Annotated in this window: 22 protein-coding genes and 1 pseudogene; 13 read left to right on the top strand and 10 right to left on the bottom strand. The window is 69.8% G+C overall.

What is annotated here, in order from left to right:
• The first annotated feature begins 116 nt into the window (after positions 1-116).
• The 3 genes from EV192_RS23085 to EV192_RS23095 are packed head-to-tail and all read left to right on the top strand — an operon-like array spanning position 117 to position 3,222.
• Positions 117-1,844 (top strand): glycosyl transferase, encoded by a 1,728-nt coding sequence (locus tag EV192_RS23085; RefSeq protein WP_132118710.1) that lies wholly within the window; start codon positions 117-119, stop codon positions 1,842-1,844.
• Between the two features lie 29 nt (positions 1,845-1,873).
• Positions 1,874-2,386: a SigE family RNA polymerase sigma factor gene (locus tag EV192_RS23090; RefSeq protein ID WP_132118712.1), complete on the top strand. Its 513-nt coding sequence runs from the start codon at positions 1,874-1,876 to the stop codon at positions 2,384-2,386.
• Between the two features lie 5 nt (positions 2,387-2,391).
• A complete protein-coding gene (locus tag EV192_RS23095) occupies positions 2,392-3,222 on the top strand; it encodes a hypothetical protein (RefSeq protein ID WP_132118714.1) in 831 nt (276 codons plus the stop codon).
• Between the two features lie 31 nt (positions 3,223-3,253).
• Here the strand turns inward: EV192_RS23095 and sepH are convergent, their stop codons facing one another.
• Positions 3,254-4,501, bottom strand: a complete 1,248-nt coding sequence (gene sepH / locus EV192_RS55940) for a septation protein SepH (RefSeq protein WP_243727008.1) — start codon at positions 4,499-4,501, stop codon at positions 3,254-3,256.
• A 159-nt stretch (positions 4,502-4,660) separates the two neighbouring features.
• Here sepH and EV192_RS55945 point away from each other — a divergent pair.
• Positions 4,661-5,533: pseudogene (locus EV192_RS55945) on the top strand (glycosyltransferase 87 family protein); the annotation flags it as partial.
• Positions 5,534-5,739: 206 nt separating this feature from the next.
• Here the strand turns inward: EV192_RS55945 and EV192_RS23110 are convergent.
• Positions 5,740-6,897 carry an ATP-binding protein gene (locus EV192_RS23110; RefSeq protein ID WP_132118718.1) on the bottom strand — a complete coding sequence of 386 codons (1,158 nt, stop codon included), beginning with the start codon at positions 6,895-6,897 and terminating at the stop codon, positions 5,740-5,742.
• On the bottom strand, positions 6,894-7,550 hold the full coding sequence (locus EV192_RS23115) for a response regulator transcription factor (protein WP_132118720.1): 657 nt from the start codon (positions 7,548-7,550) through the stop codon (positions 6,894-6,896). Before EV192_RS23115 ends, EV192_RS23110 begins: the two co-directional genes overlap by 4 nt.
• A gap of 146 nt (positions 7,551-7,696) precedes the next feature.
• Here EV192_RS23115 and EV192_RS23120 point away from each other — a divergent pair, with 146 nt between their 5' ends.
• From EV192_RS23120 to EV192_RS23135, 4 genes are read left to right on the top strand one after another with little or no spacing between them, the layout of a single operon-like run.
• Complete coding sequence (locus tag EV192_RS23120) at positions 7,697-8,251, top strand: hypothetical protein (RefSeq protein ID WP_132118723.1); 555 nt, start codon at positions 7,697-7,699, stop codon at positions 8,249-8,251.
• Entirely contained in the window at positions 8,248-9,336 is a 1,089-nt protein-coding gene (locus EV192_RS23125) for a peptidoglycan-binding protein (RefSeq protein ID WP_243727009.1), read from the top strand. Before EV192_RS23120 ends, EV192_RS23125 begins: the two co-directional genes overlap by 4 nt.
• Positions 9,333-10,013, top strand: a complete 681-nt coding sequence (locus EV192_RS23130) for an ABC transporter ATP-binding protein (protein WP_132118725.1) — start codon at positions 9,333-9,335, stop codon at positions 10,011-10,013. Before EV192_RS23125 ends, EV192_RS23130 begins: the two co-directional genes overlap by 4 nt.
• Positions 10,010-11,239 carry an ABC transporter permease gene (locus EV192_RS23135; protein ID WP_243727010.1) on the top strand — a complete coding sequence of 410 codons (1,230 nt, stop codon included), beginning with the start codon at positions 10,010-10,012 and terminating at the stop codon, positions 11,237-11,239. The genes EV192_RS23130 and EV192_RS23135 overlap by 4 nt, the downstream gene beginning before the upstream one ends.
• Positions 11,240-11,278: 39 nt before the next feature.
• Here EV192_RS23135 and serC read toward each other — a convergent pair whose 3' ends face one another.
• The 7 genes from serC to EV192_RS23170 form a co-directional block, all read right to left on the bottom strand.
• Positions 11,279-12,415: a phosphoserine transaminase gene (gene serC, locus EV192_RS23140; RefSeq protein WP_132118727.1), complete on the bottom strand. Its 1,137-nt coding sequence runs from the start codon at positions 12,413-12,415 to the stop codon at positions 11,279-11,281.
• Between the two features lie 61 nt (positions 12,416-12,476).
• Positions 12,477-13,832: a serine hydrolase domain-containing protein gene (locus EV192_RS23145; protein WP_132118729.1), complete on the bottom strand. Its 1,356-nt coding sequence runs from the start codon at positions 13,830-13,832 to the stop codon at positions 12,477-12,479.
• Between the two features lie 68 nt (positions 13,833-13,900).
• Positions 13,901-14,521 (bottom strand): response regulator, encoded by a 621-nt coding sequence (locus tag EV192_RS23150; RefSeq protein WP_132118731.1) that lies wholly within the window; start codon positions 14,519-14,521, stop codon positions 13,901-13,903.
• Entirely contained in the window at positions 14,518-15,687 is a 1,170-nt protein-coding gene (locus EV192_RS23155; protein ID WP_132118733.1) for a sensor histidine kinase, read from the bottom strand. Before EV192_RS23155 ends, EV192_RS23150 begins: the two co-directional genes overlap by 4 nt.
• Complete coding sequence (locus EV192_RS23160; protein WP_132118735.1) at positions 15,684-16,475, bottom strand: ABC transporter permease; 792 nt, start codon at positions 16,473-16,475, stop codon at positions 15,684-15,686. The genes EV192_RS23155 and EV192_RS23160 overlap by 4 nt, the downstream gene beginning before the upstream one ends.
• On the bottom strand, positions 16,472-17,308 hold the full coding sequence (locus tag EV192_RS23165; RefSeq protein ID WP_132118737.1) for an ABC transporter ATP-binding protein: 837 nt from the start codon (positions 17,306-17,308) through the stop codon (positions 16,472-16,474). Before EV192_RS23165 ends, EV192_RS23160 begins: the two co-directional genes overlap by 4 nt.
• Positions 17,309-17,389: 81 nt before the next feature.
• Positions 17,390-18,532, bottom strand: coding sequence for a citrate synthase 2 (locus EV192_RS23170; RefSeq protein ID WP_132118739.1), 1,143 nt, complete (start codon positions 18,530-18,532; stop codon positions 17,390-17,392).
• A 194-nt stretch (positions 18,533-18,726) separates the two neighbouring features.
• Between EV192_RS23170 and EV192_RS23175 the strand changes: the two genes are divergently transcribed.
• Genes EV192_RS23175 through EV192_RS23195 form a run of 5 tightly spaced genes read left to right on the top strand, consistent with a single transcriptional unit; the run spans position 18,727 to position 22,728 of the window.
• Positions 18,727-19,671, top strand: a complete 945-nt coding sequence (locus EV192_RS23175) for an ornithine cyclodeaminase family protein (protein ID WP_132118741.1) — start codon at positions 18,727-18,729, stop codon at positions 19,669-19,671.
• A 25-nt stretch (positions 19,672-19,696) separates the two neighbouring features.
• Positions 19,697-19,999: an urease subunit gamma gene (locus tag EV192_RS23180; RefSeq protein ID WP_132118743.1), complete on the top strand. Its 303-nt coding sequence runs from the start codon at positions 19,697-19,699 to the stop codon at positions 19,997-19,999.
• Between the two features lie 8 nt (positions 20,000-20,007).
• Positions 20,008-20,364, top strand: coding sequence for an urease subunit beta (locus EV192_RS23185; protein ID WP_132118745.1), 357 nt, complete (start codon positions 20,008-20,010; stop codon positions 20,362-20,364).
• Positions 20,345-22,063, top strand: coding sequence for an urease subunit alpha (locus tag EV192_RS23190; RefSeq protein ID WP_132118747.1), 1,719 nt, complete (start codon positions 20,345-20,347; stop codon positions 22,061-22,063). Before EV192_RS23185 ends, EV192_RS23190 begins: the two co-directional genes overlap by 20 nt.
• Positions 22,063-22,728 carry an urease accessory protein UreF gene (locus EV192_RS23195; protein ID WP_132118749.1) on the top strand — a complete coding sequence of 222 codons (666 nt, stop codon included), beginning with the start codon at positions 22,063-22,065 and terminating at the stop codon, positions 22,726-22,728. Before EV192_RS23190 ends, EV192_RS23195 begins: the two co-directional genes overlap by 1 nt.
• Positions 22,729-22,735: the final 7 nt, after the last annotated feature.

Here is a 22,735-nt window from a genome sequence, read left to right on the forward strand (position 1 = left end):
CGACGTTAGAGATCCACGAACTCCGACGCACTCGAATTTCCGCCCGATGGTGCGACCTGAACCGCACTGGAGGTCAACTACGCAACCTGACGAACCTCTCATGTGTCTCTATACGTGTGACGGATCTCGGCCAGCAGGAGGTGGCCCGCCGCACCCGGCTGACGGCCGTGGACGCGGCGGTGTTCGGGGGCTACCTGCTGGCCGCCATCCTGCTGTTCGGTCGCATGTGGACGGACCTGGACCACGGCTACCTGCTCAACAGCATGCAGGACCAGAACCTGTTCGAGTGGTACTTCGCGGTCGCCGCGCACAACCCGGGCACCCTGGTCAGCACGATGCAGAACTACCCGGCCGGCGTGAACCTGATGGCGAACACGTCCGTGCTGGGCCTCGGCATCCCCTTGGCGCCCGTCACGTGGCTGTTCGGGACGACCGTCACTTGGACGCTCGCCCTCACCCTGAGTGTCGCCGGCAGTGCGGCCGGCTGGTACTGGGTCATCTCCCGGCACATCACCGGCTCCCGGCCGGGCGCGGCGGTCGGCGGCGCCTTCGCCGCGTTCGCGCCGCCGATGATCTCGCACGCCAACGCACACCCCAACTACGTCGCGCTGTTCGTGCTGCCGTTCATCGTCGGCCAGTTGATCAAGCTGGTCCGCGGGCAGAACGCGATCCGGAACGGCATCATCCTCGGGCTGCTGCTGACCTATCAGGTGTTCCTCGGCGAGGAGCCGTTGCTGATGGCGGCGACCGCGTTGCTCATTTTCGGCATCGCGCGGCCGTCGGTGTGGAACCGGTCACTGCTCACCGGCTTGGGCATCGCCGCGCTGACCGCCGTCCCGCTGTTGGCGTATCCGCTCTGGACCCAGTTCTTCGGCCCGCAGAGCTACTCCGGGATGTTCCACGGCCCAGCCGGCAACGACCTGGCCGCCATCACCGGGTTCGCCAGTGCCTCGATCGCCGGTGATCCCACGGCGCAGCGGCTCGCGGTCAACCCGACCGAGGAGAACGCGTTCTTCGGCTACCCGCTGGTGATCCTGGTCGTCGTGCTGACGGTTTGGCTGTGGAAGGTGGCGAACGTCCGGGCGCTGATGATCACGTGCGCCGCCATGGCCCTGCTGTCGCTCGGCGGGACCCTCGTCATCAACCGCGTGGACACCGAGATCCCGTTGCCGTGGCAGTTCGTGCACGAGTTGCCCATCTACGACTCGGCGATCGGCTCGCGACTCACCATGGCGTGCGTCCCGGCCATCGGGATTCTGCTGGCGTTGGCCACCGAGCGGATACTGACCCTTGCCGCGCACGCCACCCACACCCCGTTGCGCCTGCTGTGGGTGGGCGCGTTGCTCGCGGTGCTGGTGCCGATCACCCCGGTGCCCCTGGAAGTGGTGAAACGCCAGCCGACCCCGGCGTTCTTCGCGAACGGCGTCTGGCAGGACTACGTCGGCAAGGACCGGTCGGTGGTCTTCGTCCCGCTGGCCAGCACCGGCTACTCGCTGCCGCTGTACTGGCAGGCCCGGACCGGCCTCGGGTTCCCGCTGGCCGAGGGCTACTTCACCGGCCCGGACAAGAAGGGGAAGGGCACCTACGGAGCCGTGCCCCGGCCGACCTCCACACTGATCGACAACGTCGCGCGGACCGGCATCGTGCCCCCGATCGGGGAGGACGAACGCGCCCAGGCCCAGCGTGACCTGCAGTATTGGCACGCGGGTGCGGTCGTGCTCGCCCCGCACGACCGGCAGGACGCCTTGCGGCAGACGTGCGACGCGCTGTTCGGCGACGGTCGTTATGTTGGCGGCGTCTGGCTTTGGACTGTGCCGGAGGTCACACAACCCATCGGCTCGTAGGCGGTGTCCACGGAGCGAGGGGGTGGAGCGTGCGGGCAACGGACGAGCAGCAGTACACCGAATACGTGTCGGCACGGCTGCCCAAGCTGCGCCGGATCGCGTTTCTGCTCTGCGGCGACGAACACCGTGCCGACGACATCGTCCAGACCGCGATAACCAGGCTGTACGTCCATTGGCGGAAGGCCAGGACCGCGGCGAACATCGACGCCTACGTGCGGACGATCGTGGTCCGCACGTTCCTCAACGAGCAGCGGACCGGCTGGTGGTCGAAGGTCCGGCTGGCGGACGAACTCCCCGACCGCGCGGCACCCCCAGGCCTGGACGTGGAGACGACGCAGGTCCTGCACGCGGCACTCGCCCGGGTGACCCCGAAGCAACGGGCCGTGCTGGTCCTCCGGTTCCTCTATGACATGCCGGTCGCCGAGGTCGCGGGCGTACTTGGCTGTTCGGTCGGCAACGTGAAGGCACAGACCGCGCACGGCCTCGCGGCACTGCGGAAACAACTGGGCGAGCACACATTGAGCCTGTTGGGCGGGAGGTGACGAGGATGGACCACTTCGACGAGGAAGGCACCACGCTCCTGGCACCGCTGCGTGACGTGGAACCGACCGCGCGGTCCAGCGTCGACATCGCCCATGCCCGCAAGGTGGGCAGGCGGCGGCAGCGGAGCCGGGTCGTGGCCGGAGTGGTCGCGGTGGTGGTCGCGGTCGCGGCACCGACCGTGCTGGTGGCCGGCTGGCCGCACGGCGACGTGCTCCCCGCAGGGCCGGGAGACTACTTCGACCCGCTGGAACAGGTGGTGACCGTGGGCTCGGCCGGCGGGTTCACGCCGCGCACCTATCGAACCGGCAGGGACAAGCAGGTGATCGAGTTGGTGTGGGCGGCCGGCGACGGGCCTACGGCCACTGTCACGGTCTACCCACCCGCCGCAGCCAAAGGGAGCGGTGACTACGCCTGGGAATGGACGCCGGGGGCATGGGCGACGATCAGCGTCGCCGGCGCCGGCGGCGACCTCAAGGACAGGCTGGCCCGCGTCGCCGAGAGTGTGCGCCCAGACCTGCACAAGCCCGTCACTTTGCCGTTCTCGCTGCCGGCCACGCTGAACAAGGACCTGGTCGGCGTGTCCTACGACTACCACGACCCGTACGCCGTCATGGCCTTCCAGCCGTCCCTGACTGTGGGCATCGCCCCGGCGAACGACCAGGTCGAGGGGCACCCCGTCGTGGTCCCCGTCGACACATCACCGGAGTTGACGGCCTACGCGACGGACGACGACTCGAAGTCGGCGACACTGCGGTCCTACGCCGCGGCCGTGCGGGTGGTACCCAACCCGAATGACCGGTCCACCTGGGTTCCGCCCTTTCGGGTGAGGGGTTGACGCCAGGCCTCTCGTCGAGGGGCCTGACGTCCTAGCCTCGGTTGGAGCGGACGCCGAGCAGCACGTCCTCCCAGGAGGGCACGATCGGGTGGTTCTTCTTGCCCTTGCCCCGGCGGGCCGGGGCGGGTTTCTCGGCCGGCTTCTTCTCCTCGGCGACCGGGTCCACCAGCTGTTCCTGCACCGGCTCGGTCACCGCGGCCGGCTCCTGGACCGGCTCCGGTGCGACGGGCGGTTCCGCCAGCGCGGCCGGCACCGGCGCCGCTTCGGGCTCCGGTGGCGCGTAGACCGGCGGCTCCGGCTGCGCGTACACCGGCTCCGGCTGGTGGGCCGGTTCCTGCTGCCGACGCGCGGCGGGCTCGGCCGGGCGTTGCGCAGGCTCGGGCTGGCGGTGCACCGGCTCCGGTTGCCGACGGGCGGGCTCCGGCTGGTGCACCGGCTCGGCCTGCTTGTGGATGGGTTCCGGCTGGCGTTGCGCGGGTTCTGGCTGGTTGTGGCCCGGCTCGGGCTGGCGATACACAGGCTCGGCCGGCCTGTGGACAGGTTCCGGCTGCCGTTGCACGGGCTCCGGCTGCCGCTGGGCCGGCTGCCCGGGTGGCATCGGCTGGGTCGGCTCGGCCTGGGGTTGCCGCGGCGGCGCCTCCACCGCAAGCGCTTGCCTGGCCAGCTCGGTCACCGGCCGGACCGTCCGCAGGGACCTGTTCGGGTTCGGGTCGAGCAGTTCGTGCGCGTGGTCGTCCAACGGCGTGATGGTGCCGCCGTGCGCGCCCGGGTGGAAGTTCCAGTGGGCGTGGTTGTCCGACCGGCCGGCGGTCCAGCGCAGCTGCACCACCCACTTGCCGTCCTCGCCTTTCCACGAGTCCCAGGCCGCTTCGGTGTACTCCTGGCCGCGCAGGCCGAAGGAGTGCGCCACCACTTCGCCGAGGGTCTGCACGTCCGGCCCGTCCTCGCGGACCGGGTGGGCGCGCTGGGCCAGGTCCGCGGTGCGGGACCGTTCGAGCAGCACCGGGTACGCGAACCGGTCGACCTTGTCGGCGGGCAGCCCGGAGGCGGCCGTGACCTGCTCGACGGACTCTCCCGCACGGATGCGGGCTTGGATCTCACGTGGGCGCATCTGGCTCTCCAGCTCGATTTCGATCTGGCCGAGTCTGGTGACGTCGCCACGGGCGGCCGCGCGCAGCCGCTCGTCCGCCGGCAGTTGGAAACGCTCGCCACGGATCGGGTCCTCGAGGATGACGGTCGTGCCGTCCTCCCCTAGTCCCACCACCCTGAGCGCGCGCACCGCTAGCCTCCCGATGACTTCACCTCGCTGACTTTGTGACGTTATTACGGCGCGCCTCCTTGACGAGGGAGGCGCGCCGCGCCTCAGCGAGATCCACCTTTGATCTTCCCGCAATTCCAGCCAATGCGCACTCCTGAATTGAGTACCTTGTTGGACGACATGAACGGCAAAAGGTTGCTGGACAAACGGACATGGGTTCTGGTCGTGGTCGCGGAGCTGGCCGCGGTCGCGCTGATCCTCGGCGTGAAGGTGTTGGACGGCCTGGATTTCGAGGTCTACCGGCTCGGCACCGCCGCATGGCTGCACGGGGACGACCCGTATGGCGGATTGCCACCCACCAGCCGTGGCTTCGTGCTGCCGTTCACGTACCCGCCTTTCGCCGTGCTGGCGTTCGTTCCCACCGCGTTGGTGCCGGCCCGCGCGGGTTTCCTCGTGCTGACGGCGATCTCGGTGATCCTGTTGTTCGCCGTGGTGTTCGCGTTCGTGGTCGCGTTGCGTGGTCGCGAGAAAGGGCTTGTGGTCCCGGCGTTCGTCGCCATCGGTGTGCAGGTGCTGGCGGCGGCGACGGACCCGGTGCGGTCCACGCTCGGTTACGGGCAGATCAACATGGTGTTGATGGCGTTGGTCGCGGTGGACTGCCTGGCCCGCCGGCCTCGATGGCCACGCGGAGTGCTCGTCGGCCTGGCCGCGGCGATCAAGCTCACCCCGGCGGTGTTCGTCCTGTTCTTCTTGCTGCGCAAGGACTATCGGGCCGCGATGTGGTCCGGTGTGAGCTTTCTCGCGGCGACCGCACTGGCTTTTGTGCTACTGCCGGGCCCGTCGGTCCAGTACTGGACGAAGCTGGTGTTCGTCGGGGACCGGATCGGACCGCCCTTCTTCGTGGCCAACCAGTCGTTGCGCGGCGCGTTCGCCCGGTTGGCACACGAGACGTGGTGGGTGGCCCCCGCGGTCGTCGTCGTCGCGCTGACTGTGTACGTCGTGCCGCGCGTGCGGTTGCCGTTGGCGTTGGCCGTAACGGCGTTGTGCGGGCTGCTGGTGTCGCCGGTTTCGTGGATTCACCACTGGGTGTGGCTCGTGCCGATCCTGGTCGTGCTCGGTTGGATCGCGGTCACCGAGCGGCGGGTCGTGATCGGGCTTTCGGTGCTGTTCGCGCTGGCGGTCGCGGTCGTCACGCCGGTCTGGCGGTACGAGAAGGGCGGCTGGGACGCCGGCCCGGTCCAGCAGTTGACCAGCGACGCCTACGTGCTCGCCGGGATCATCCTGCTGGGTGTCACGGCCGTGTACGCCAGCGGTAGGTCCACCCGGATGTCCAGGCCACCGGCCCGTGGCGCCCCGGCCGCGATGGATCCGTCGTGGGCCTTGACCACGGACCGCACGATCGACAGCCCCAGCCCGGAGCCGCCGCCGGTGGCGGTCCGCTCCAGCCGCCGGAAGGGCTCGAACAACCCGGCCAGCTCCGCCGTCGGCACCACCGGCCCGGTGTTCACCACCCGCAACGCGGGTGACCCGCCCACTGACACGGACACCGACCCACCTGGCCGGTTGTAGCGGATCGCGTTGTGCATCAGGTTCGTGACCAGGCGTTCCAGCAGGACCGGATCGCCGGCCACGGTCCGCGGCTTGATCACCTTGGTGACCGTCACGTTGTGCTCGTCGGCCAGGCCGATGCACCCGACCAGGACGGTTTCGACGAGCTTGTCCAGCTCCACCAGGACCCGGCCGGGCAGGCCGCGGTCGCTGCGGGCGAGCACGAGCAGGCCCTCGATCAGGCGTTCGCTGCGTTCGTTGGTGAGCAGCAGGTGCTGGCCGAGCCGGCGCAGCTCCGGCGTGGCCGCCGGGTCGGCCATGGCGACCTCGACCAGCGTGCGCTGGACCGCGAGCGGGGTGCGCAGCTCGTGCGAGGCGTTCGCGACGAACCTGGTCTGGCTGTCGAACGCGGTGGCCAGCCGGTCCAGCATGGTGTCGAACGTGTTGGCCAGTTCTTTGAGTTCGTCGTCCGGACCGTCCATGTTGATCCGGCGGTTGAGGTTCTCCGCGCCCAGCCGGCGCGCGGTGGCCGTGATCGAGTGCACCGGCCGCAGCACCCGGCCGGCCATGTACCACGCCGCCACGGTCGCGATCACCCCCGCGATGATCAGGGCCACCAACGACGTCCACACGATCGTGGACACCGTGGAGGTGCGGTAGTCGTCGAGCTTGGTGATGATCACCTGCTTCCCGGGGATCGGCGTCGTCGGCATCAGATCCGAGTCGACCCGTTGTGCCGCGACCGCGGTCGTCGACGGCAGCATCCCCAGCACCAGCAGGTAGTTGACCAGCAGCAGGACCAGGCCGATGGCGACGAACATGCCGCCGTACATGGCCGTCAGCCGGCCACGGGCGGACCAGCGCATCATCGGAGCTGGTACCCGGCGCCCGGCAGGGTGGTGACCAGCGGCGGGTCGCCAAGTTTGCGCCGCAGCGTCATGACCGCCACCCGCACCGCGTTGGTGAACGGATCCGCGTGTTCGTCCCATGCCTTCTCCAACAGCTCCTCCGCGCTGACCACAGCGCCCTCCGCCCGCATCAGGACCTCGAGGACGGCGAACTCCTTGGGCGACAGCGCCAGGTGCCGGCCGTCCCGGGACGCCTGGTGGCGGGGCAGGTCGAGGACCACGCCGGAGCGGCACAGGACCGGCGGCAGCGCCGGCCGGGACCGCCGGCCCAGCGCCTGCACCCTGGCCACCAGCTCGTCGAACGCGAACGGCTTGGTCAGGTAGTCGTCCGCGCCGAGCCGCAGGCCGGCGACCCGGTCGGTGACCTCGCCGGAGGCGGTCAGCATCAGCACCCTGGCCTCGCCGCCCGCGTCGATCACCGCCCGGCACACGTCGTCGCCGTGCACTTTCGGCAGGTCGCGGTCGAGGACGACGACGTCGTAGCCGTTCACGCCGACGCGGTGCAACGCCGCGTCACCGTCGTAGCAGACGTCCACGGCCATGGACAGCCTGCGCAGGCCCTCGGCAAGGGTGTCGGCGAGCAGCTGTTCGTCCTCCACCACGAGTACCCGCATACCGCCAGTGTCCCTCATCAGCGGATAAGCGCGAGATAAGCGCTTTCGCTTAGCGGGCCCGAATCGTCCGGTCCCTAGAACTGACGCCGCGGGCCTGGGCCGTCGGGGGTCCAGGTCCGACCAGAGGCCCCGACCAAGGAGGACAGATGCGACGGCTGATGCTGATCGCGGTGGCGACCGTGGCCCTGACCACGGCGTGTGGCAAGGCCGGCGGGGACGACAACGGCGTGGCGTCGTTGAACGGCGGCGGCAAGCCGTCCGACTCCGCGCAGGGGGCGTCCGACCAGGGGTCGGACGAGGACAAGATGCGCGCGTTCACCAAGTGCATGCGGGAACACGGGATCGACATGCCCGAGCCGGACGGACAGGGCCATGTGCAGGCCAAAGCCGCCGGTGCCCCGGGCGAGATGGACAAGATGAAGGCGGCCGACGAGGCGTGCAAGAGCCTGCTGCCCAACGGCGGCAAGCCCAAGCCGTTGAGCCCCGAGGACCTGGACAAGATGCGCAAGACCGCGAAGTGCATGCGGGAACACGGCATCGACATGCCCGATCCGGACCCGAACAACCCCGGGATGATCACCATCGGCGGCGACGGGGACAAGGACAAGGACAAGATGGACAAGGCCATGAAGGACTGCGGCCTGGGGGTCAAGATGGAGTCCGCCGATGGCGCGGGCGCCGCGTCCGGCGGTGGCAAGTGACCGACGAGGGACCACGCCGGCTGCATCGCCGCAGGCGGACCAGGTGGATGATCACGGGCACGGCTGTCGTCGTCGCCCTCGGCGTCGGTACCGCGGTGGTGCTGACGAGGGTGGGCGCGGGACCCGCCAACGCCACGCCACAAGGGCCCGCGCCCGCCGACACCACCGCGATCGTCAAGACCGACCTGGCCGACCGGCGGACCGTCACCGGAAAGATGGGCTACGGCACGGAGACCGCGTTGCCCGGCCACAAGCAGGGCACGGTCACGTGGCTGCCGACGGCCGGCGCGGTGATCGAGCGCGGCGGTGTCGTGTACAAAGTGGACGCGAAGCCGGTTCCGCTGTTCTACGGCGACATCCCGCTGTACCGGCCGGTCGGCCCCGGGGTCGACAAGGGGCCGGACGTCAAGGTGATCGAGGAGAACCTGAAGGCGTTGGGGTTCGGCGGGTTCGGTACACCGGACGAGAAGTTCACCGACAGCACCGCGACCGCGATCAAGAAGTGGCAGAAGTCGTTGGGGCTGGCGGAGACTGGCACGGTCAACATGGGTGACGTGGTGGTCACCACCGGTTCGTTCAAGGTCAGCTCGGTGACCGGGACGCTCGGCGGGCCGGGCGCGGGCGACGTGCTGAAGTACACCGGGGTGAACCGGGCCGTGACCGTGCAGATCAAGCAGGACCAGCGCGACCTGGCGCAGATCGGCGCCAAGGTGTCGCTGACCGCGGGCGGGAAGTCGACCACCGGTACGATCTCGAAGATCACCGAGGTCCCGCCGGACAGCAACCCGATGCCGGGCCAGTCAAGCGACTCCAAGTTCAACGTGTCCATCGCGCTGGACGACCCGAACGCGATCACCGCGGCGGACTCGACGTCGGTGGACGTGAAGTTCACCGCGGCGAGCCACTCGAACGTGCTGGCCGTGCCGGTCGGCGCCCTGCTCGCGTTGGCCGAGGGCGGGTACGCGGTCGAGTTGGCGGACACCCACAAGCTGGTTCCGGTGACCCCCGGCCTGTTCTCCGACGGCAAGGTGGAGATCAGCGGCCCGGACATCCGGGAGGGCATGCGGGTGGTGACGACGTCGTGACCCCGGTTCTGGCCGTCCGGCAGGTCGGCAAGACGTATCCGGGCGGGGTGCGGGCCCTGCGGGACGTGTCGATCTCGGTCGCGCACGGGGAACTGCTCGCCATCGTGGGGCCTTCGGGGTCCGGAAAGTCCACTTTGCTGCATCTGATGGGCACTTTGGACAAGCCGTCGTCCGGTGTGGTCGAGGTCCGCGGGCATGACGTGGCCCGGTTGACCGACCGTCGGCTGTCGGCGCTGCGGTCGCGGTGGATCGGGTTCGTGTTCCAGCAGTTCTTTCTGTCGGAGGGACTTTCAGCCGTAGAAAATGTTGCTACTGGTCTGCTGTACGCGGGAGTTTCCGTGCGACGTCGAAAGCAGGTCGCGCTCGACGCACTGGAGCAGGTCGGCCTCGGGGCCCGTGCGTGGCACCTGCCGTCGGAGCTGTCCGGCGGGGAACGGCAACGGGTGGCGATCGCACGGGCGGTGGTGAACCGGCCGGCGATCCTGCTGGCCGACGAGCCGACCGGGAACCTGGACTCCACCACCGGCGCGGGGATCTTGCGGCTCTTGGGCGAGTTGAACGCGGTCGGGACGACGGTCGTGATCATCACGCACGACCACGACATCGCGGCGTCCGTGCCGCGGCGGATCGAAATGCGGGACGGCCTGCTGCGCCTCGACACCGGAGTGGCGGCATGACGGCGCTGATGGACAAACCGCCGGAAGCGCAGCCGCTGCCGTCGCCGTACCGGCTGGGGTCAGGCGACATGCTTCGGTTGGGGGCGCACGGAATGCGCACCCGGCCGTTGCGGGCGGTGTTGTCGGCGTTGGGGATCGCGATCGGCATCGCCGCGATGATCGCCGTGGTGAGCATCCCGGCGTCGAGCAGCAAGGCGTTGTCGGACAAGCTGGCCGCGCTCGGCCCCAACCTGCTGACCATCGCGCCCGGCATGACGTTCGGCGGCGACAACGCCACCCTGCCGACGTCCGCGGTGCCGATGATCAAACGGATCGGGCCGGTCACCGGGGCCGCGGCGACCGGCAAGACCGGCGCGACGGTCCGCCGCAACGACAAGGTCGACGCCACCGAGACGTCCGGCCTGGCGGTGTTCGCGGCCGAACCGGACCTGCTCGGGGTGCTGAACGCGACCATCCACAGTGGAAAGTGGCTGGACCAGGTGACGTCGCGGTACCCGACGGTCGTGCTCGGCTCGGTCGCCGCGACCCGGCTGGGCATCTCCCAACTGGACCCGGCGCGGCCCACCCAGGTCTGGATCGGCGGCCAGTGGTTCACCGTGGTGGGGATCCTCGACGCCATGCCGCTGGCACCGGAGATCGAACGGTCCGTGCTGGTCGGCTGGCAGGCGGCCAAGGACCGGCTGGGCTTTGCCGGCAACCCGGGAACCGTGTACGTGCGGGCGAAGGACACCAAGGTCGAGAGCGTCCGAAGTGTCCTCGCGGCCACGGCCAACCCGGAGCAGCCGAACGAGGTCGATGTCCGCCTGCCGTCGGAGGCACTGAAGGCGCAACGCATGGCCGAACAGTCCTACAGCGCGTTGTTCCTGGCGCTCGGCGGGGTGGCGCTGCTGGTCGGCGGCGTCGGCGTGGCCAACACCATGGTCATCTCGGTGCTGGAGCGACGCAGGGAGATCGGGCTGCGCCGGGCGTTGGGCGCGACCCGCAGACAGATCCGTGGCCAGTTCCTGGCCGAGTCCGTCCTGCTGTCGGGTCTCGGCGGCCTGGTCGGGGTGGTGCTCGGGATCGGTGTCACCGCGATCTACGCGCTCAGCCAGCACTGGCCGGCGGTCCTGCCGCCAGAAGCCCTGATCGGCGGAGTGGCGATCTCGGCGGTCGTCGGTGCGGTCGCCGGCGCGTATCCCGCGATGCGCGCGGCCCGGCTGACCCCCACCGAAGCCCTCGCCTGAAAAAGAAGGGCCCTCGCGAAGCGAGGGCCCTTCCGCACGTCAGCCCAGTTGTTCCACGACCCATTCGACACAGGCCGTCAGCGCGGTGACGTCCTCGGGGTCGATCGCCGGGAACATCGCCACCCGCAGCTGGTTGCGGCCCAGCTTGCGGTACGGCTCCACGTCAACGATCCCGTTGGCGCGCAACGCTTTCGCCACCGCCGTGGCGTCCACCTCGGCGGCGAAGTCGATGGTTCCGACGACCTGCGAGCGGTTCGCCGGGTCAGTCACGTACGGCGTGGTGTACGAGGTCCGCTCGGCCCAGTTGTACAGCCGGGTCGACGAGTCGAGCGTCCGGCCGACCGACCAGGACAGGCCGCCGTTGCCGTTGATCCAGTCGATCTGGTCGGCCAGCAGGAACAGCGTGGCCACCGACGGCGTGTTGTACGTCTGGTCCTTGGTCGAGTTGTCCAGTGCCGTGGCCAGCGACAGGAACTCGGGGACCCACCGGCCGCTGTCCTTGATCTCCGCGATCCGCTCCAGCGCCGCCGGGGACATCAGCGCGATCCACAGGCCGCCGTCGGACGCGAAGCTCTTCTGTGGGGCGAAGTAGTAGACGTCGAAGTCCTCGGCCTTGACCGGCAGCCCGGCCGCGCCGCTGGTGGCGTCGATCGCGACCAGCGCGCCGTCCGAGCCGGCCGGTCGGCTCACCGGCACCGCGACACCCGTCGACGTCTCGTTGTGCGCCCAACCGACCAGGTCGGCACCGGGGGAGTAGACGATCGGCGGTGCGGTGCCCGGGTCCGCCTTGACCACGACCGAGTCCTTCAGGAACGGCGCGTCCTGCGTGACCTTGGCGAACTTCGACGAGAACTCGCCGTACGTGAAGTGCTGCGCCTGCGCCCGGACCAGGCCGAACGCGGCCGCGTCCCAGAACGCCGTGGTGCCGCCGTTGCCCAGGACCACCTCGTAGCCGTCCGGCAGGTCGAACAGCGACCGCAGGCCCGACCGGACCCGCCCGACCAGGCTCTTCACCGGCTTCTGGCGGTGCGACGTGCCCATCAGCGCGGCCCCGGCGGACGCCAGGTTGGCCAGCTGCTCCGGCCGCACCTTCGACGGGCCGGAACCGAACCGGCCGTCGGACGGCTTGAGGTCGGCCGGCAACTTCAGCGTGGTCGGGTCGACGGTCTGCGTCATGGCGCCTCTTCATGAGATCGAGGGGGAACGGCGACGTTGCCGGGACGTTACAAGTCTGGCATCACGGTGACGAGGCCCAACCGTGAGGATCGACACCTCCCGGGATGGGCCCGGCCGGCGAGTACGGCCGCCGGGTGAAGATGAACGTGGCCAGGTCGATGTGGCTGACCTTGCCGTCCTCGTCCCGCACGACTCTGAGCGTTTCCCCAGCGTAGTAGGCGTCGACCCCGGTCCAGGTGCCGTCGCCGACCGGCCGGAACCGCGACGCGCGGCCGTAGCCGGTGGTCGGCCCCAGCTCCAGCCACGCGCCGGCCCGCAGTTTCAGCGTGTACGGGGTCGGTCCCCAGTGCCACGTGCCGGTGAGGTCGAGCAGGTCGGGGTGCGCGCTGGCCGGCTCCCACTCGGCCGGCAGGACCGGCTCCAGCTCGTCGGCCGTCTTGATCAGGTCGATGGCGAGCCCGACGATGCCGACCCCGGCGGTGCTGTTGGCCAGCACGAGCGCGCCGGTGCCGCTGCCCTCGTCGGTGAGCAGGTTGGCCAGGAAGCCCGGCATCGACCCGGTGTGCCCGGCGAGCCGTCGGCCGGAGTCCCGGAACAGCTGCAGCCCGAGACCGATCCCGGATGTCCAACTGTCGGCGTCGTCCACCGCGACCGGTGTGCGCATTTCGGCCATTGTGTCCGGATGCAGGATCTCGCCGGTGTCGCCGGCGACGAACCGCAGCCAGCGGGCCAGGTCCGTCAGCGTCGACCACAGTTGGCCGGCGGGCGCCATGGCGCCCGCGTCATGCGCCGGCTCCGGCAGCAGCACGTCCGCGTGCGGGTGCACGGCCCAGCCAAGCGCGTGCGGCGCCTGCGGAACGGGTGTCGTCCGGTTCAGGCCGAGCGGCTGCAACAGCTCCTTGGTGACCGCGTCCAGCCAGGACATGCCCCGGTACCTGGCGACAAGCTCACCGAGGACGCCGAAGCCGACGTTGGAGTAGTGGAACTTGCTGCCCGCGCGCAGCACCATCGCCTCCGGCCCGAGGCTGTCCCGCAACGCCGCCCAGTCCCCGCCGGCGGACCGTTCCCACCACACCCCGGGCGACTCGGACGTGACACCGCTGGTGTGCGACAGCAGTTGCGCGATCGTCCGGTCGCCGAGGACCGTGCCCGGCAGGTGCTTGTCCAGCGGGTCGCCCAGGTCGAGCCGGCCTTCGTCGCGCAGCCGCATGACCAGCGCGGCGATGAACGTCTTCGTGATCGACCCGATCCGGTACTGGGTGTCCACACCGGGTCTCGTGCCGTCGACCTTGCCGCGCCCGCCGGACCACACGATTCCGGTGTCCCGCACCACGGCGGTGACCAACGACGGTGTCCGGCACACGGCCTGCTCATGGGCGACTCGGCGAAGCAGGGCCAGCTCAGTGGTAGGCAGCATGACCTGATTGTTTCCTGCCTGGCCACCGGTGCTGTCCCGCCCCGGGGCATCATCGCGATCTATGGGGCTCACGTGAGAATGCCACGTTCCATCGCGGTGGTGACGGCCGCGGTCCGGTCGGACACACCCAGCTTGTTGAACACGCGCAGCAGGTGGGTCTTCACGGTGGCCTCGCTGATGTGCAGGGCCGCGCCGGCTTCCGCGTTGGTCTTCCCCTTGGCCACCAGGCGGAGGACTTCGATCTCGCGGGCCGACAGCGACTGCGGGGTCGGCTGGCGCATCCGGCGGACCAGGCGGCCGGCGACCGACGGCGCCAGCACGGTCTCGCCTCGGGTGGCGGCCCGGATCGCGCCGGCCAGTTCGGCCCGGGAGGCGTCCTTCAACAGGTAGCCGGCGGCGCCGGCCTCGACGGCTCGGAGGATGTCCGCGTCGGACTCGTACGTGGTCAGCACGATCACCCGGATGTCGTTGGTGGCGGCCATGATCTGCTCGGTCGCGGTGGCGCCGTCCATGCCGGGCATGCGCAGGTCCATCAGCACCACGTCGGGCTGCTTGGCGCGGGCGAGCGCGACCGCCTCGGCGCCCGAACCCGCCTCGCCGACCACCGAGAGGTCCGGTTCGGCCTCGAGCATCCCGCGCAGGCCCTCCCGCACCACGGGGTGGTCGTCCACCAGCATCACCTTGATCACGCGCACACCTCCAGTTCTATCGTGGTGCCCGCCCCCGGCGCACTGGTCACCGACAGGGAGCCGCCGACCTGGTCCACCCGGGACCGCATGCCCCGCAGTCCGAAGCCGTCGGACACGCCGGCCGGGTCGAAGCCCGTGCCGTCGTCGGTGACAAGCAGCACGACCGCTTTGTCCTGATAGGACAGTACGATTTCGACAGTGGCGGCGTTGGCGTGCTTGCGGATGTTCGACAGCGACTCCTGGAGGGTGCGCAGCAGGACCACGTCGATCCGGGTGGGCAGCTGGCGGCGGTCGCCTTGCACGACGAACTCCGCGGCGACACCGGTCTGCTCAGTCAGCCGATGTGCCTGGCGCTCCAGGGCGTCCAGCACCGAGCTCTCGGTCAGGTCGGCCGGAGCCAGCGCGGACACCAGCGCACGGGACTCCGCCAGGTTTTCCCTGGCCGTGCGCAACATCAGGTCCAGGTGCTTGCGGACCTGGGCGTCGTCCCGGCCGAGCTCGGACTCCGCGGCCTGCACCAGGGTGACGATGCTGGTGAAGCCCTGGGCCAGGGTGTCGTGGATCTCGCCGGCCAGGCGTTCCCGTTCCGCTGTCACTCCTGCCTCGTGCGACAACCTGCCCACCTCCGCCTGACTGGCCTCCAGCTTGGCGATCAGCCCGGCCCGTTCGTAGCTCTGCGAGATCACCCGGACGATCCACACCCCGATCAGCGTCGCGAACGCGGTGCCGATGACGCCGATCGGGACCAGCGTCCGGAACAGGTCGTCGGTCGGGCCGACATCCAGCAGCGAGACGAGGGCCGGGACGAACATCCCGGTGGCCACCAGGAACACCGCGGGGAACAGATGCGAGCTGATGAACACGATCGGGATGACCCCGAACAACGCGTACGCGCTGATCGGGGTCAGCCAAACCGAGACCGCGAACAGCGCCATGATCGTCACAAGGAACGCGTGGGTACGCCAGTCGTGTCGGTCTTCCAGCATGTACGCCCGCCCCAGGAACACGTACAGCGCGACGACGCACGTCAGTGCCACGGCGGAGCCGTAGGTCGCCGCCGCGCTCACCTGGCTGGCTTGCACCAGCACCAGGTAGAGCACGGCGAGGTAGACGACCGCGAAGTAGCAGTCCCAGAGCCAGAAGAATCGCGCGGTCTCGTGGCTCACGCTCGGCGGTTGCTCCACCGGAACGTCAGCAGGCACAGCACGAGTCCGACGACGCACCAGCCGCCGAGCACCAGCGCGGTCTTGCCCAGTTCCCATGATCCCGCCATCTCGTACACCTGCATGCTGTCCGGCAGGAACGCCGCCCGGAAGCCCTGGCACACCCATTTCACCGGGAAGAACGACGCCACCGTGACCATACCGGCCGGCAGGTTGGTGATCGGGTTGATGTAAACCCCGGAGATGAACTGCAGCGCGATGTACGGCACGTTCGACACCGCGGCAGCGCTCTGCGCGGAGCGGGCGATGGTGCTGATCGCGATGCCCAACAGCGAGCAGCTCACCACCGACAGCGCGAACACCCACACGAACGTCATCCATTTGTCGACAGTGGACGGCAGCGGGGCGCCGAACAGCAGCTTGCCGATCGCCAGCACCAGCACGGCCTCGGCGAGGCTCGCCACCGCGACCAGGACCACCTTGCCGATGAAGTACGACACCGCCGACATGGGCGTCCCGCGCAACCGGAGCAGTGTTCCGTCGTCCCGGTTCAACGCCACGCTCACGCTCAGGTTCACGAACGACGTCGCGATGATGCCCGCGCCGACCATGCTCGCGGTGAACACGTGGCTGGAGGTGACGCCTTCCGGGTACTCACCCTTGAAGATCGATCCCAGCAGGGTCAGGATCAGCAGCGGGAACGCGAAGGTGAAGACCACCTGTTCCCTGGCCCGGAAGAACTGTTTCAGTTCGATGCCGCCGCGGGCCATACCAATGCTCATCGTGCTCATCGCGAGCCTCCCACCAGGTCGAGGTAGATGTCCTCAAGGGACGGACGGGTCACGGTCAGTCCGGCGAGCTCTCGACCCCCAGCCGAGAGTTCGTTGACCAGCCGGGTGGGGGTCGACGTCTTCATCTCCTGCGGGCCGCGCTCGTCGGTCCACCGCACGGTCGCCTCGGCCATCGCCCGGCCGCCGATGCTCTTCGGCGTGCCCTCGGCCACGATTCGCCCGGCCGCCAGCACGGCCACCCGGCCGGCGAGCGCCTCGGCCTCGTCCAGGTAGTGGGTGGTGAGCAGGATCGTGGTGCCGTCCGCGGCGAGCTTCTCGATCAGCCCCCAGAACTGCCGCCGCGCCTCCGGGTCGAACCCGGTGGTCGGCTCGTCCAGGAACACCAGCTCGGGGGTGCCGATGATGCCCAGTGCGACGTCCAGCCGGCGGCGCTGCCCACCGGACAGGCTCTTCACCCGGGCCTTCGCCTTCTCGCGCAGGCCGCACAGGTCGATCACGTCGTCGACGTTCCTGGGCCTGGGGTAGTACCGGGCGAAGTGCCGCACGGTCTCGGTGACGGTGAGCTCGGCGGCGTCGGTCGCGGTCTGCAGGACCATGCCGAGCCGGGCCCGCCACGCCTGGCCGGCGGTGCCCGGGTCCTCGCCGAGGACACGCACCTCACCGCCGTCCCGGCGTCGGTGCCCTTCGAGGATCTCGACGGTGGTGGTCTTGCCGGCCCCGTTCGGGCCGAGCAGGGCGAAGATCTCGCCCTGGGCGACGTCGAGGTCGATCCCGGCCACCGCCTGGTGGTCGCCGTACCTCTTCTGCAAACCCCTGACTTGTATCGCGGTCATGGGTCAATCGTCGGCCGCCCCAGGCCTGACTGGGACGACCGCGAGACTGAACCCCGGTGTCCACCGATCGGTGGACAGGGCCTACGAATGCGCGATGGTGTCCCAGCCTTCGACGTCCTCCGGACGGCGCGGCCCCGGCCCCACGTAGTGCGCGGACGGGCGGACCAGCTTGCCGGTCTGCTTCTGCTCCATGATGTGCGCGCACCAGCCCGCAGTACGGGCGCACGTGAACATCGCCGGCATCATGTGCGGCGGGACCTGCGCGAAGTCCAGGATCACCGCGGCCCAGAACTCCACGTTCGTCTCGATCGCCCGGTCCGGCCGGCGCTCCCGCAGCTCCGCCAACGCGGCCTGCTCAAGCGCGGCAGCCGCGTCGTACCGTGGCGCGTTCAGCTCCTTGCAGGTACGGCGGAGTACTCGGGCACGCGGGTCCTCGGCGCGGTACACCCGGTGCCCGAAGCCCATCAGCCGCTCGTGCCGGTCCAGGATTCCCTTGACGTAACCACGCGCGTCGCCGTTCCGCTCCACGTCCTGGATCATCGGCAACACCCGCGCAGGCGCACCGCCGTGCAGCGGGCCGGACATGGCTCCGATGGCGCCGGACAGGGCCGCGACGACGTCCGCACCGGTGGACGCGATCACCCGCGCGGTGAACGTGGACGCGTTCAGGCCGTGCTCGGCCGCGGACACCCAGTAGGCGTCGATCGCCCTGACGTGCGCCGGGTCCGGCTCACCTCGCCATCGGGTCATGAACCGTTCGGTGATGGTGGCGCACTCGTCCACCCGGCGCTGCGGCACCGCCGGCTGGCCGATGCCCCGGGCCGACTGGGCCACATAGGACAGTGCCATCACCGACGCACGGGCCAGTTCGGCGCGGGCCTCAAGGTCGGTGATGTCCAGCAACGGCTGGAAGCCCCAGATGGGCGCGAGCATCGGCAGCGCCGCCTGCACGTCCACCCGGACGTCGCCGGTGTGCACGGGAATGGGGAACGGTTCGGCGGGCGGCAGTCCCGGTCCGAACCTGCCGTCCACCAGCAGGCCCCAGACACTGCCGAACGTCGCGTGCCCGACCAGGTCCTCGATGTCCAGACCGCGGTAGCGCAGGGCGCCGCCGTCGCGGTCGGGCTCGGCGATCTGCGTCCGAAACGCCACGACGCCTTCCAGGCCCGGCTTGTAGCCGTCGTCAAAGTCAAACTCAGGTGGGTTCACCGTGGGTGTCGACATGCGTGTTCGCCTCTTCCCGTCATCCCCGACTTTCGCGCAAGGCCACGGGCGGGTGAGCCGGGCGACACTGCGCGGGCTTGGCCGAAACGATTCCCCTCATCAATCCCTATCGCAACGAGACTGAGCCGTGGTTTCGGTCACGATTCCGTGAACGATTCAGTATGCTAGTCGCCTGATTCCGGTAGTAGTTGTCCATGCGAATCCTTTCCGCGACGGACGTCGCCAAGGCGCTGCCGATGCGCGACTGCGTCGAGGTGATGGCCGAGGCGCTCACCGCCCGCGCGGTCGGCGAGGTGGAACAACCCCTGCGTACGGCCTATTCGCCGCCCGGTGCGGACGGACGGCTGACCGTGTGGATGCCCGCGTACCGGGGTGGTGCGCGGCCGTTGTTCGGCACGAAACTGCTGTGTCTGGTGCCGGACAACCCCAGTCGTGGGTTGGACGCGCATCAAGGCGTCACGGTCCTGTTCGACGGCGTGACAGGGGCGCCGGTGGCGGTGTTGGACGCGTCGGCCGTGACCGCGATCCGGACGGCGGCGGTGTCCGCACTGGCGACCCGGACGCTGGCCAACCCGGACGCCTCGATTCTGGCGATCATCGGTGCCGGCGTTCAGGCCGAGGCCCATCTGGAGGCGATTCCGCTTGTCCGCGGGATTTCCGAGGCACGTGTCTTCTCGCCGCGTTCCGCGCCGGCTTTGGTCGACCGGATGACCGTGCCGTTCTCGTTGACGGCCACGAGTTCGGCCGAAGAAGCCGTTCGGGGCGCCGATATCGTCGTCACGGCGACCACTTCGAATATCCCCGTGATCGATTTCCGGTGGCTCAAGCCGGGCGCCCACATCAATGCGATCGGGGCCAGCGTGCCCAGCCACCGCGAGGTCGACGACGCCACGGTCGCGGCCGCCGAGGTGTACGCCGACGCCCGCGAGTCGATCGCCGCCGAAGCCGCGGACATCACGCCCGAGCAGTTGCGCGGCGAGCTGGGCGAGGTCCTGGCCGGCCAGGCACCCGGCCGCGGCTCAGCGAGGTCGCTGACGCTGTTCCGGTCACTGGGAATCGCGGCCGAGGACCTGTTCGCCGCCGACTTCGCCGTGCGCCGGGCCGCTGAGCTGGGACTGGGAGTGGAAGCGCCGATGTAACAACACCTGGGTATTTTCTCCTGTCATGCACCTGACCCCGCACGAACGGGACAAGCTGCTGGTCCACGTGGCGGCCGACGTCGCCCGCAAGCGGCTCGACCGGGGCGTGAAGCTGAACTACCCGGAGGCGGTCGCGCTGATCACCGACCACGTGCTCGAAGGCGCCCGGGACGGGCGGACAGTGAGCGACCTGGTCGCGAGCGGCCGGCATGTGCTCGGCCGGGACCAGGTGATGGCCGGCGTGCCCGAGATGGTCGATGCCGTCCAAGTGGAGGCCACGTTCCCCGACGGCACGAAGCTCGTCACCGTGCACGACCCGATTCCGTGAGGTGACGCGTGCGTCCAGGAGAGATCATCCCGGCCGGGGAGCCGGTCGAGCTGAACCCGGGCCGGCCGCGGGTGCGGCTGGTGGTCCGCAATGTCGCGGACCGGCCGGTCCAGGTGGGGTCGCACTTCCATTTCGCCGCGGTCAACCCCGGCCTGGAGTTCGACCGTGCCGCGGCGTGGGGTCATCGCCTCGATGTCCCGGCGGGCACGTCCGTTCGGTTCGAGCCGGGGGTCGAGCGCGAGGTCGACCTCGTGCCGATCGCGGGGCGTCGCGTCGTCCCTGGACTGAGGCGCGGTGGGGGTGGGAGCCCCCGCAGGGGGCTGGTAGAGAACGGAGGACTCGCCGGTGACCTCGATCGGGCGTGACCGGTACGTCGAGCTGTTCGGGCCGACCGTGGGCGACCGGGTCCGGCTCGCCGACACGAACCTGTTGATCGAGGTCACCGAGGACCGCAGCAGGGGCGCGGGAGCGGGCGACGAGGTGATCTTCGGCGGCGGCAAGGTCATCCGGGAGTCCATGGGCCAGGGCACGGCCACCCGCGCCGAGGGCGCGCCGGACCTGGTCGTCACCGGAGTCGTGGTGCTCGACTGGTGGGGTGTGGTCAAGGCGGACGTCGGCGTGCGCGACGGCCGGATCGTCGGGATCGGCAAGGCCGGCAACCCGGACGTGATGGACGGCGTCGACCCGGCGCTGGTGATCGGGCCGTCCACCGAGATCCTGGCGGGCAACGGCAGGATACTGACCGCGGGCGGGATCGACTGCCATGTGCACTTCATCTGCCCGCAGCTGACTGACCAAGCGCTTGCTTCAGGGCTCACGACCATGATCGGCGGCGGCACCGGCCCGGTCGAGGGCAGCAAGGCGACCACGGTCACCCCGGGCGCGTGGAACCTGGGCCGGATGCTGCAGGCGATGGACGCCCAACCGGTGAACGTCCTGTTGCTGGGCAAGGGGAACACCGTCAGCCACGAGGGCCTTCGCGAACAGCTGCGCGGCGGGGCGGGCGGCTTCAAGCTGCACGAGGACTGGGGCACCACACCGGCCGCGATCGACGCGTGCCTGACGGTCGCGGACTCCGCCGGCGTCCAGGTCGCCATCCACACCGACACGTTGAACGAGGCCGGCTTTGTGGAGTCCACAGTGGACGCCATCGGCGGCCGGTCGATCAACGCCTACCACACCGAGGGCGCCGGCGGCGGGCACGCGCCGGACATCATCCGGGTCGTCGCCGAGCCGAACGTGCTGCCGTCGTCGACGAACCCGACCCGCCCGCACACCGCGAACACCCTGGACGAGCACCTGGACATGCTGGTGGTCTGCCACCACCTCAACCCGTCCGTACCCGAGGACCTGGCGTTCGCCGAGAGCCGGATCAGGCCGACCACGATCGCGGCCGAGGACGTGCTGCACGACATGGGCGCGATCTCGATGATCAGCTCGGACTCCCAGGCCATGGGCCGGATCGGCGAAGTCGTCATCCGCACATGGCAGACCGCGCACGTGATGAAGGACCGTCGCGGCGCGTTGCCAGGGGACGGTCGGGCCGACAACACGCGGGCCCAGCGGTACGTGGCCAAGTACACGATCAACCCGGCGATCGCGCACGGCATCGACGCGCACGTCGGCTCGGTGGAGGTCGGCAAGCTGGCCGACCTCGTGCTGTGGGACCCGAAGTTCTTCGGTGTCAAGCCGCACGTCGTGCTCAAGGCCGGATTCGTGGCCTGGGCGGCGATGGGGGACGCGAACGCGTCCATCCCGACTCCGCAGCCGGTCTACATGCGGCCGATGTTCGGCGCCGCGCCATCGGTCGCAGTCGCCAGTGGTCTCCACTTCGTCGCGCCCGAGGCCCTGGAATCCGGTGTGGCGGAACGGTTCGGCATCGCCCGGCGGCTCGTGCCGGTGGCGAACACACGCCAGGTGGGCAAGGCGGACATGCGCCTCAACGACGCGTTGCCCGACGTCCGGGTGGACGCGGACAGCTTCGCCGTGTACGTGGACGGGGAGCTGGTCGAACCGCAACCGGTCGACGTGCTTCCCTTGGCCCAGCGGTACTTCCTCTTCTGATGGATGTCGTCGCGTTGATCCTGGCGGACTCCCGGTTCCCGGGCGGTGGGCACGTGCACTCCGGCGGGTTGGAGGAGGCCGCGAGCCGTGGGCTGGTGACGGACGTCAGCACCCTGCGATTGTTTCTGGCCGGGCGATTGGCGACCGCGGGTGAGTTGGCGGCCGTGTTCGCGGCGGTGTCGGTGACCTGCCGCGAATGGTCCGCTTTGGACAGTGAACTGGACGCCCGGACGCCGTCACCCGCTCAGCGGGAGGCTTCCCGGGCGCAGGGCCGGGCCACGCTCCGGGCGGGGAAGCGCGCCTGGCCGTCGCCGGTCGTCGACGATCTGGCGGCAGCGACTCCCCGGCCGCACCACGCGATCGTGCTCGGCGCGTTGACCGGGATCGCGGGTGGGAGTGCCGAGGGCGCTGCGCTGGCAGCCGCGTACTTGTCAGTGAGCGGACCGGCGAGCGCCGCGATCCGTTTGCTGGGCTTGGATCCCTTCGCTGTCAACGCCGCCGTGACCGCGCTGGCGGGCGAGATGCGTGGGGTGGCTACGCGTGCGGTGGCCGCGGTCGGGTTACCGTTGGGTGATCTTCCCGCGCCCGGCTCGCCGGGCCTGGACCTGTTGGCCGAGGCGCACGTGCGTCATCACAAGGAAGAGGTGCGTCTCTTTGCTAGCTGACCACACG

The organism is Actinocrispum wychmicini, assembly GCF_004345645.1.
GTDB lineage: Bacteria > Actinomycetota > Actinomycetes > Mycobacteriales > Pseudonocardiaceae > Kibdelosporangium > Kibdelosporangium wychmicini.

Coding starts and splice junctions, on each gene's coding strand:
- EV192_RS23095 (WP_132118714.1), top strand. CDS start 2,392: ATGGACCACTTCGACGAGGAAGGCACCACGCTCCTGGCACCGCTGCGT.
- EV192_RS23110 (WP_132118718.1), bottom strand. CDS start 6,897: ATGATGCGCTGGTCCGCCCGTGGCCGGCTGACGGCCATGTACGGCGGC.
- EV192_RS23115 (WP_132118720.1), bottom strand. CDS start 7,550: ATGCGGGTACTCGTGGTGGAGGACGAACAGCTGCTCGCCGACACCCTT.
- EV192_RS23120 (WP_132118723.1), top strand. CDS start 7,697: ATGCGACGGCTGATGCTGATCGCGGTGGCGACCGTGGCCCTGACCACG.
- EV192_RS23135 (WP_243727010.1), top strand. CDS start 10,010: ATGACGGCGCTGATGGACAAACCGCCGGAAGCGCAGCCGCTGCCGTCG.
- serC (WP_132118727.1), bottom strand. CDS start 12,415: ATGACGCAGACCGTCGACCCGACCACGCTGAAGTTGCCGGCCGACCTC.
- EV192_RS23145 (WP_132118729.1), bottom strand. CDS start 13,832: ATGCTGCCTACCACTGAGCTGGCCCTGCTTCGCCGAGTCGCCCATGAG.
- EV192_RS23160 (WP_132118735.1), bottom strand. CDS start 16,475: ATGAGCACGATGAGCATTGGTATGGCCCGCGGCGGCATCGAACTGAAA.
- EV192_RS23165 (WP_132118737.1), bottom strand. CDS start 17,308: ATGACCGCGATACAAGTCAGGGGTTTGCAGAAGAGGTACGGCGACCAC.
- EV192_RS23170 (WP_132118739.1), bottom strand. CDS start 18,532: ATGTCGACACCCACGGTGAACCCACCTGAGTTTGACTTTGACGACGGC.
- EV192_RS23175 (WP_132118741.1), top strand. CDS start 18,727: ATGCGAATCCTTTCCGCGACGGACGTCGCCAAGGCGCTGCCGATGCGC.
- EV192_RS23180 (WP_132118743.1), top strand. CDS start 19,697: ATGCACCTGACCCCGCACGAACGGGACAAGCTGCTGGTCCACGTGGCG.
- EV192_RS23195 (WP_132118749.1), top strand. CDS start 22,063: ATGGATGTCGTCGCGTTGATCCTGGCGGACTCCCGGTTCCCGGGCGGT.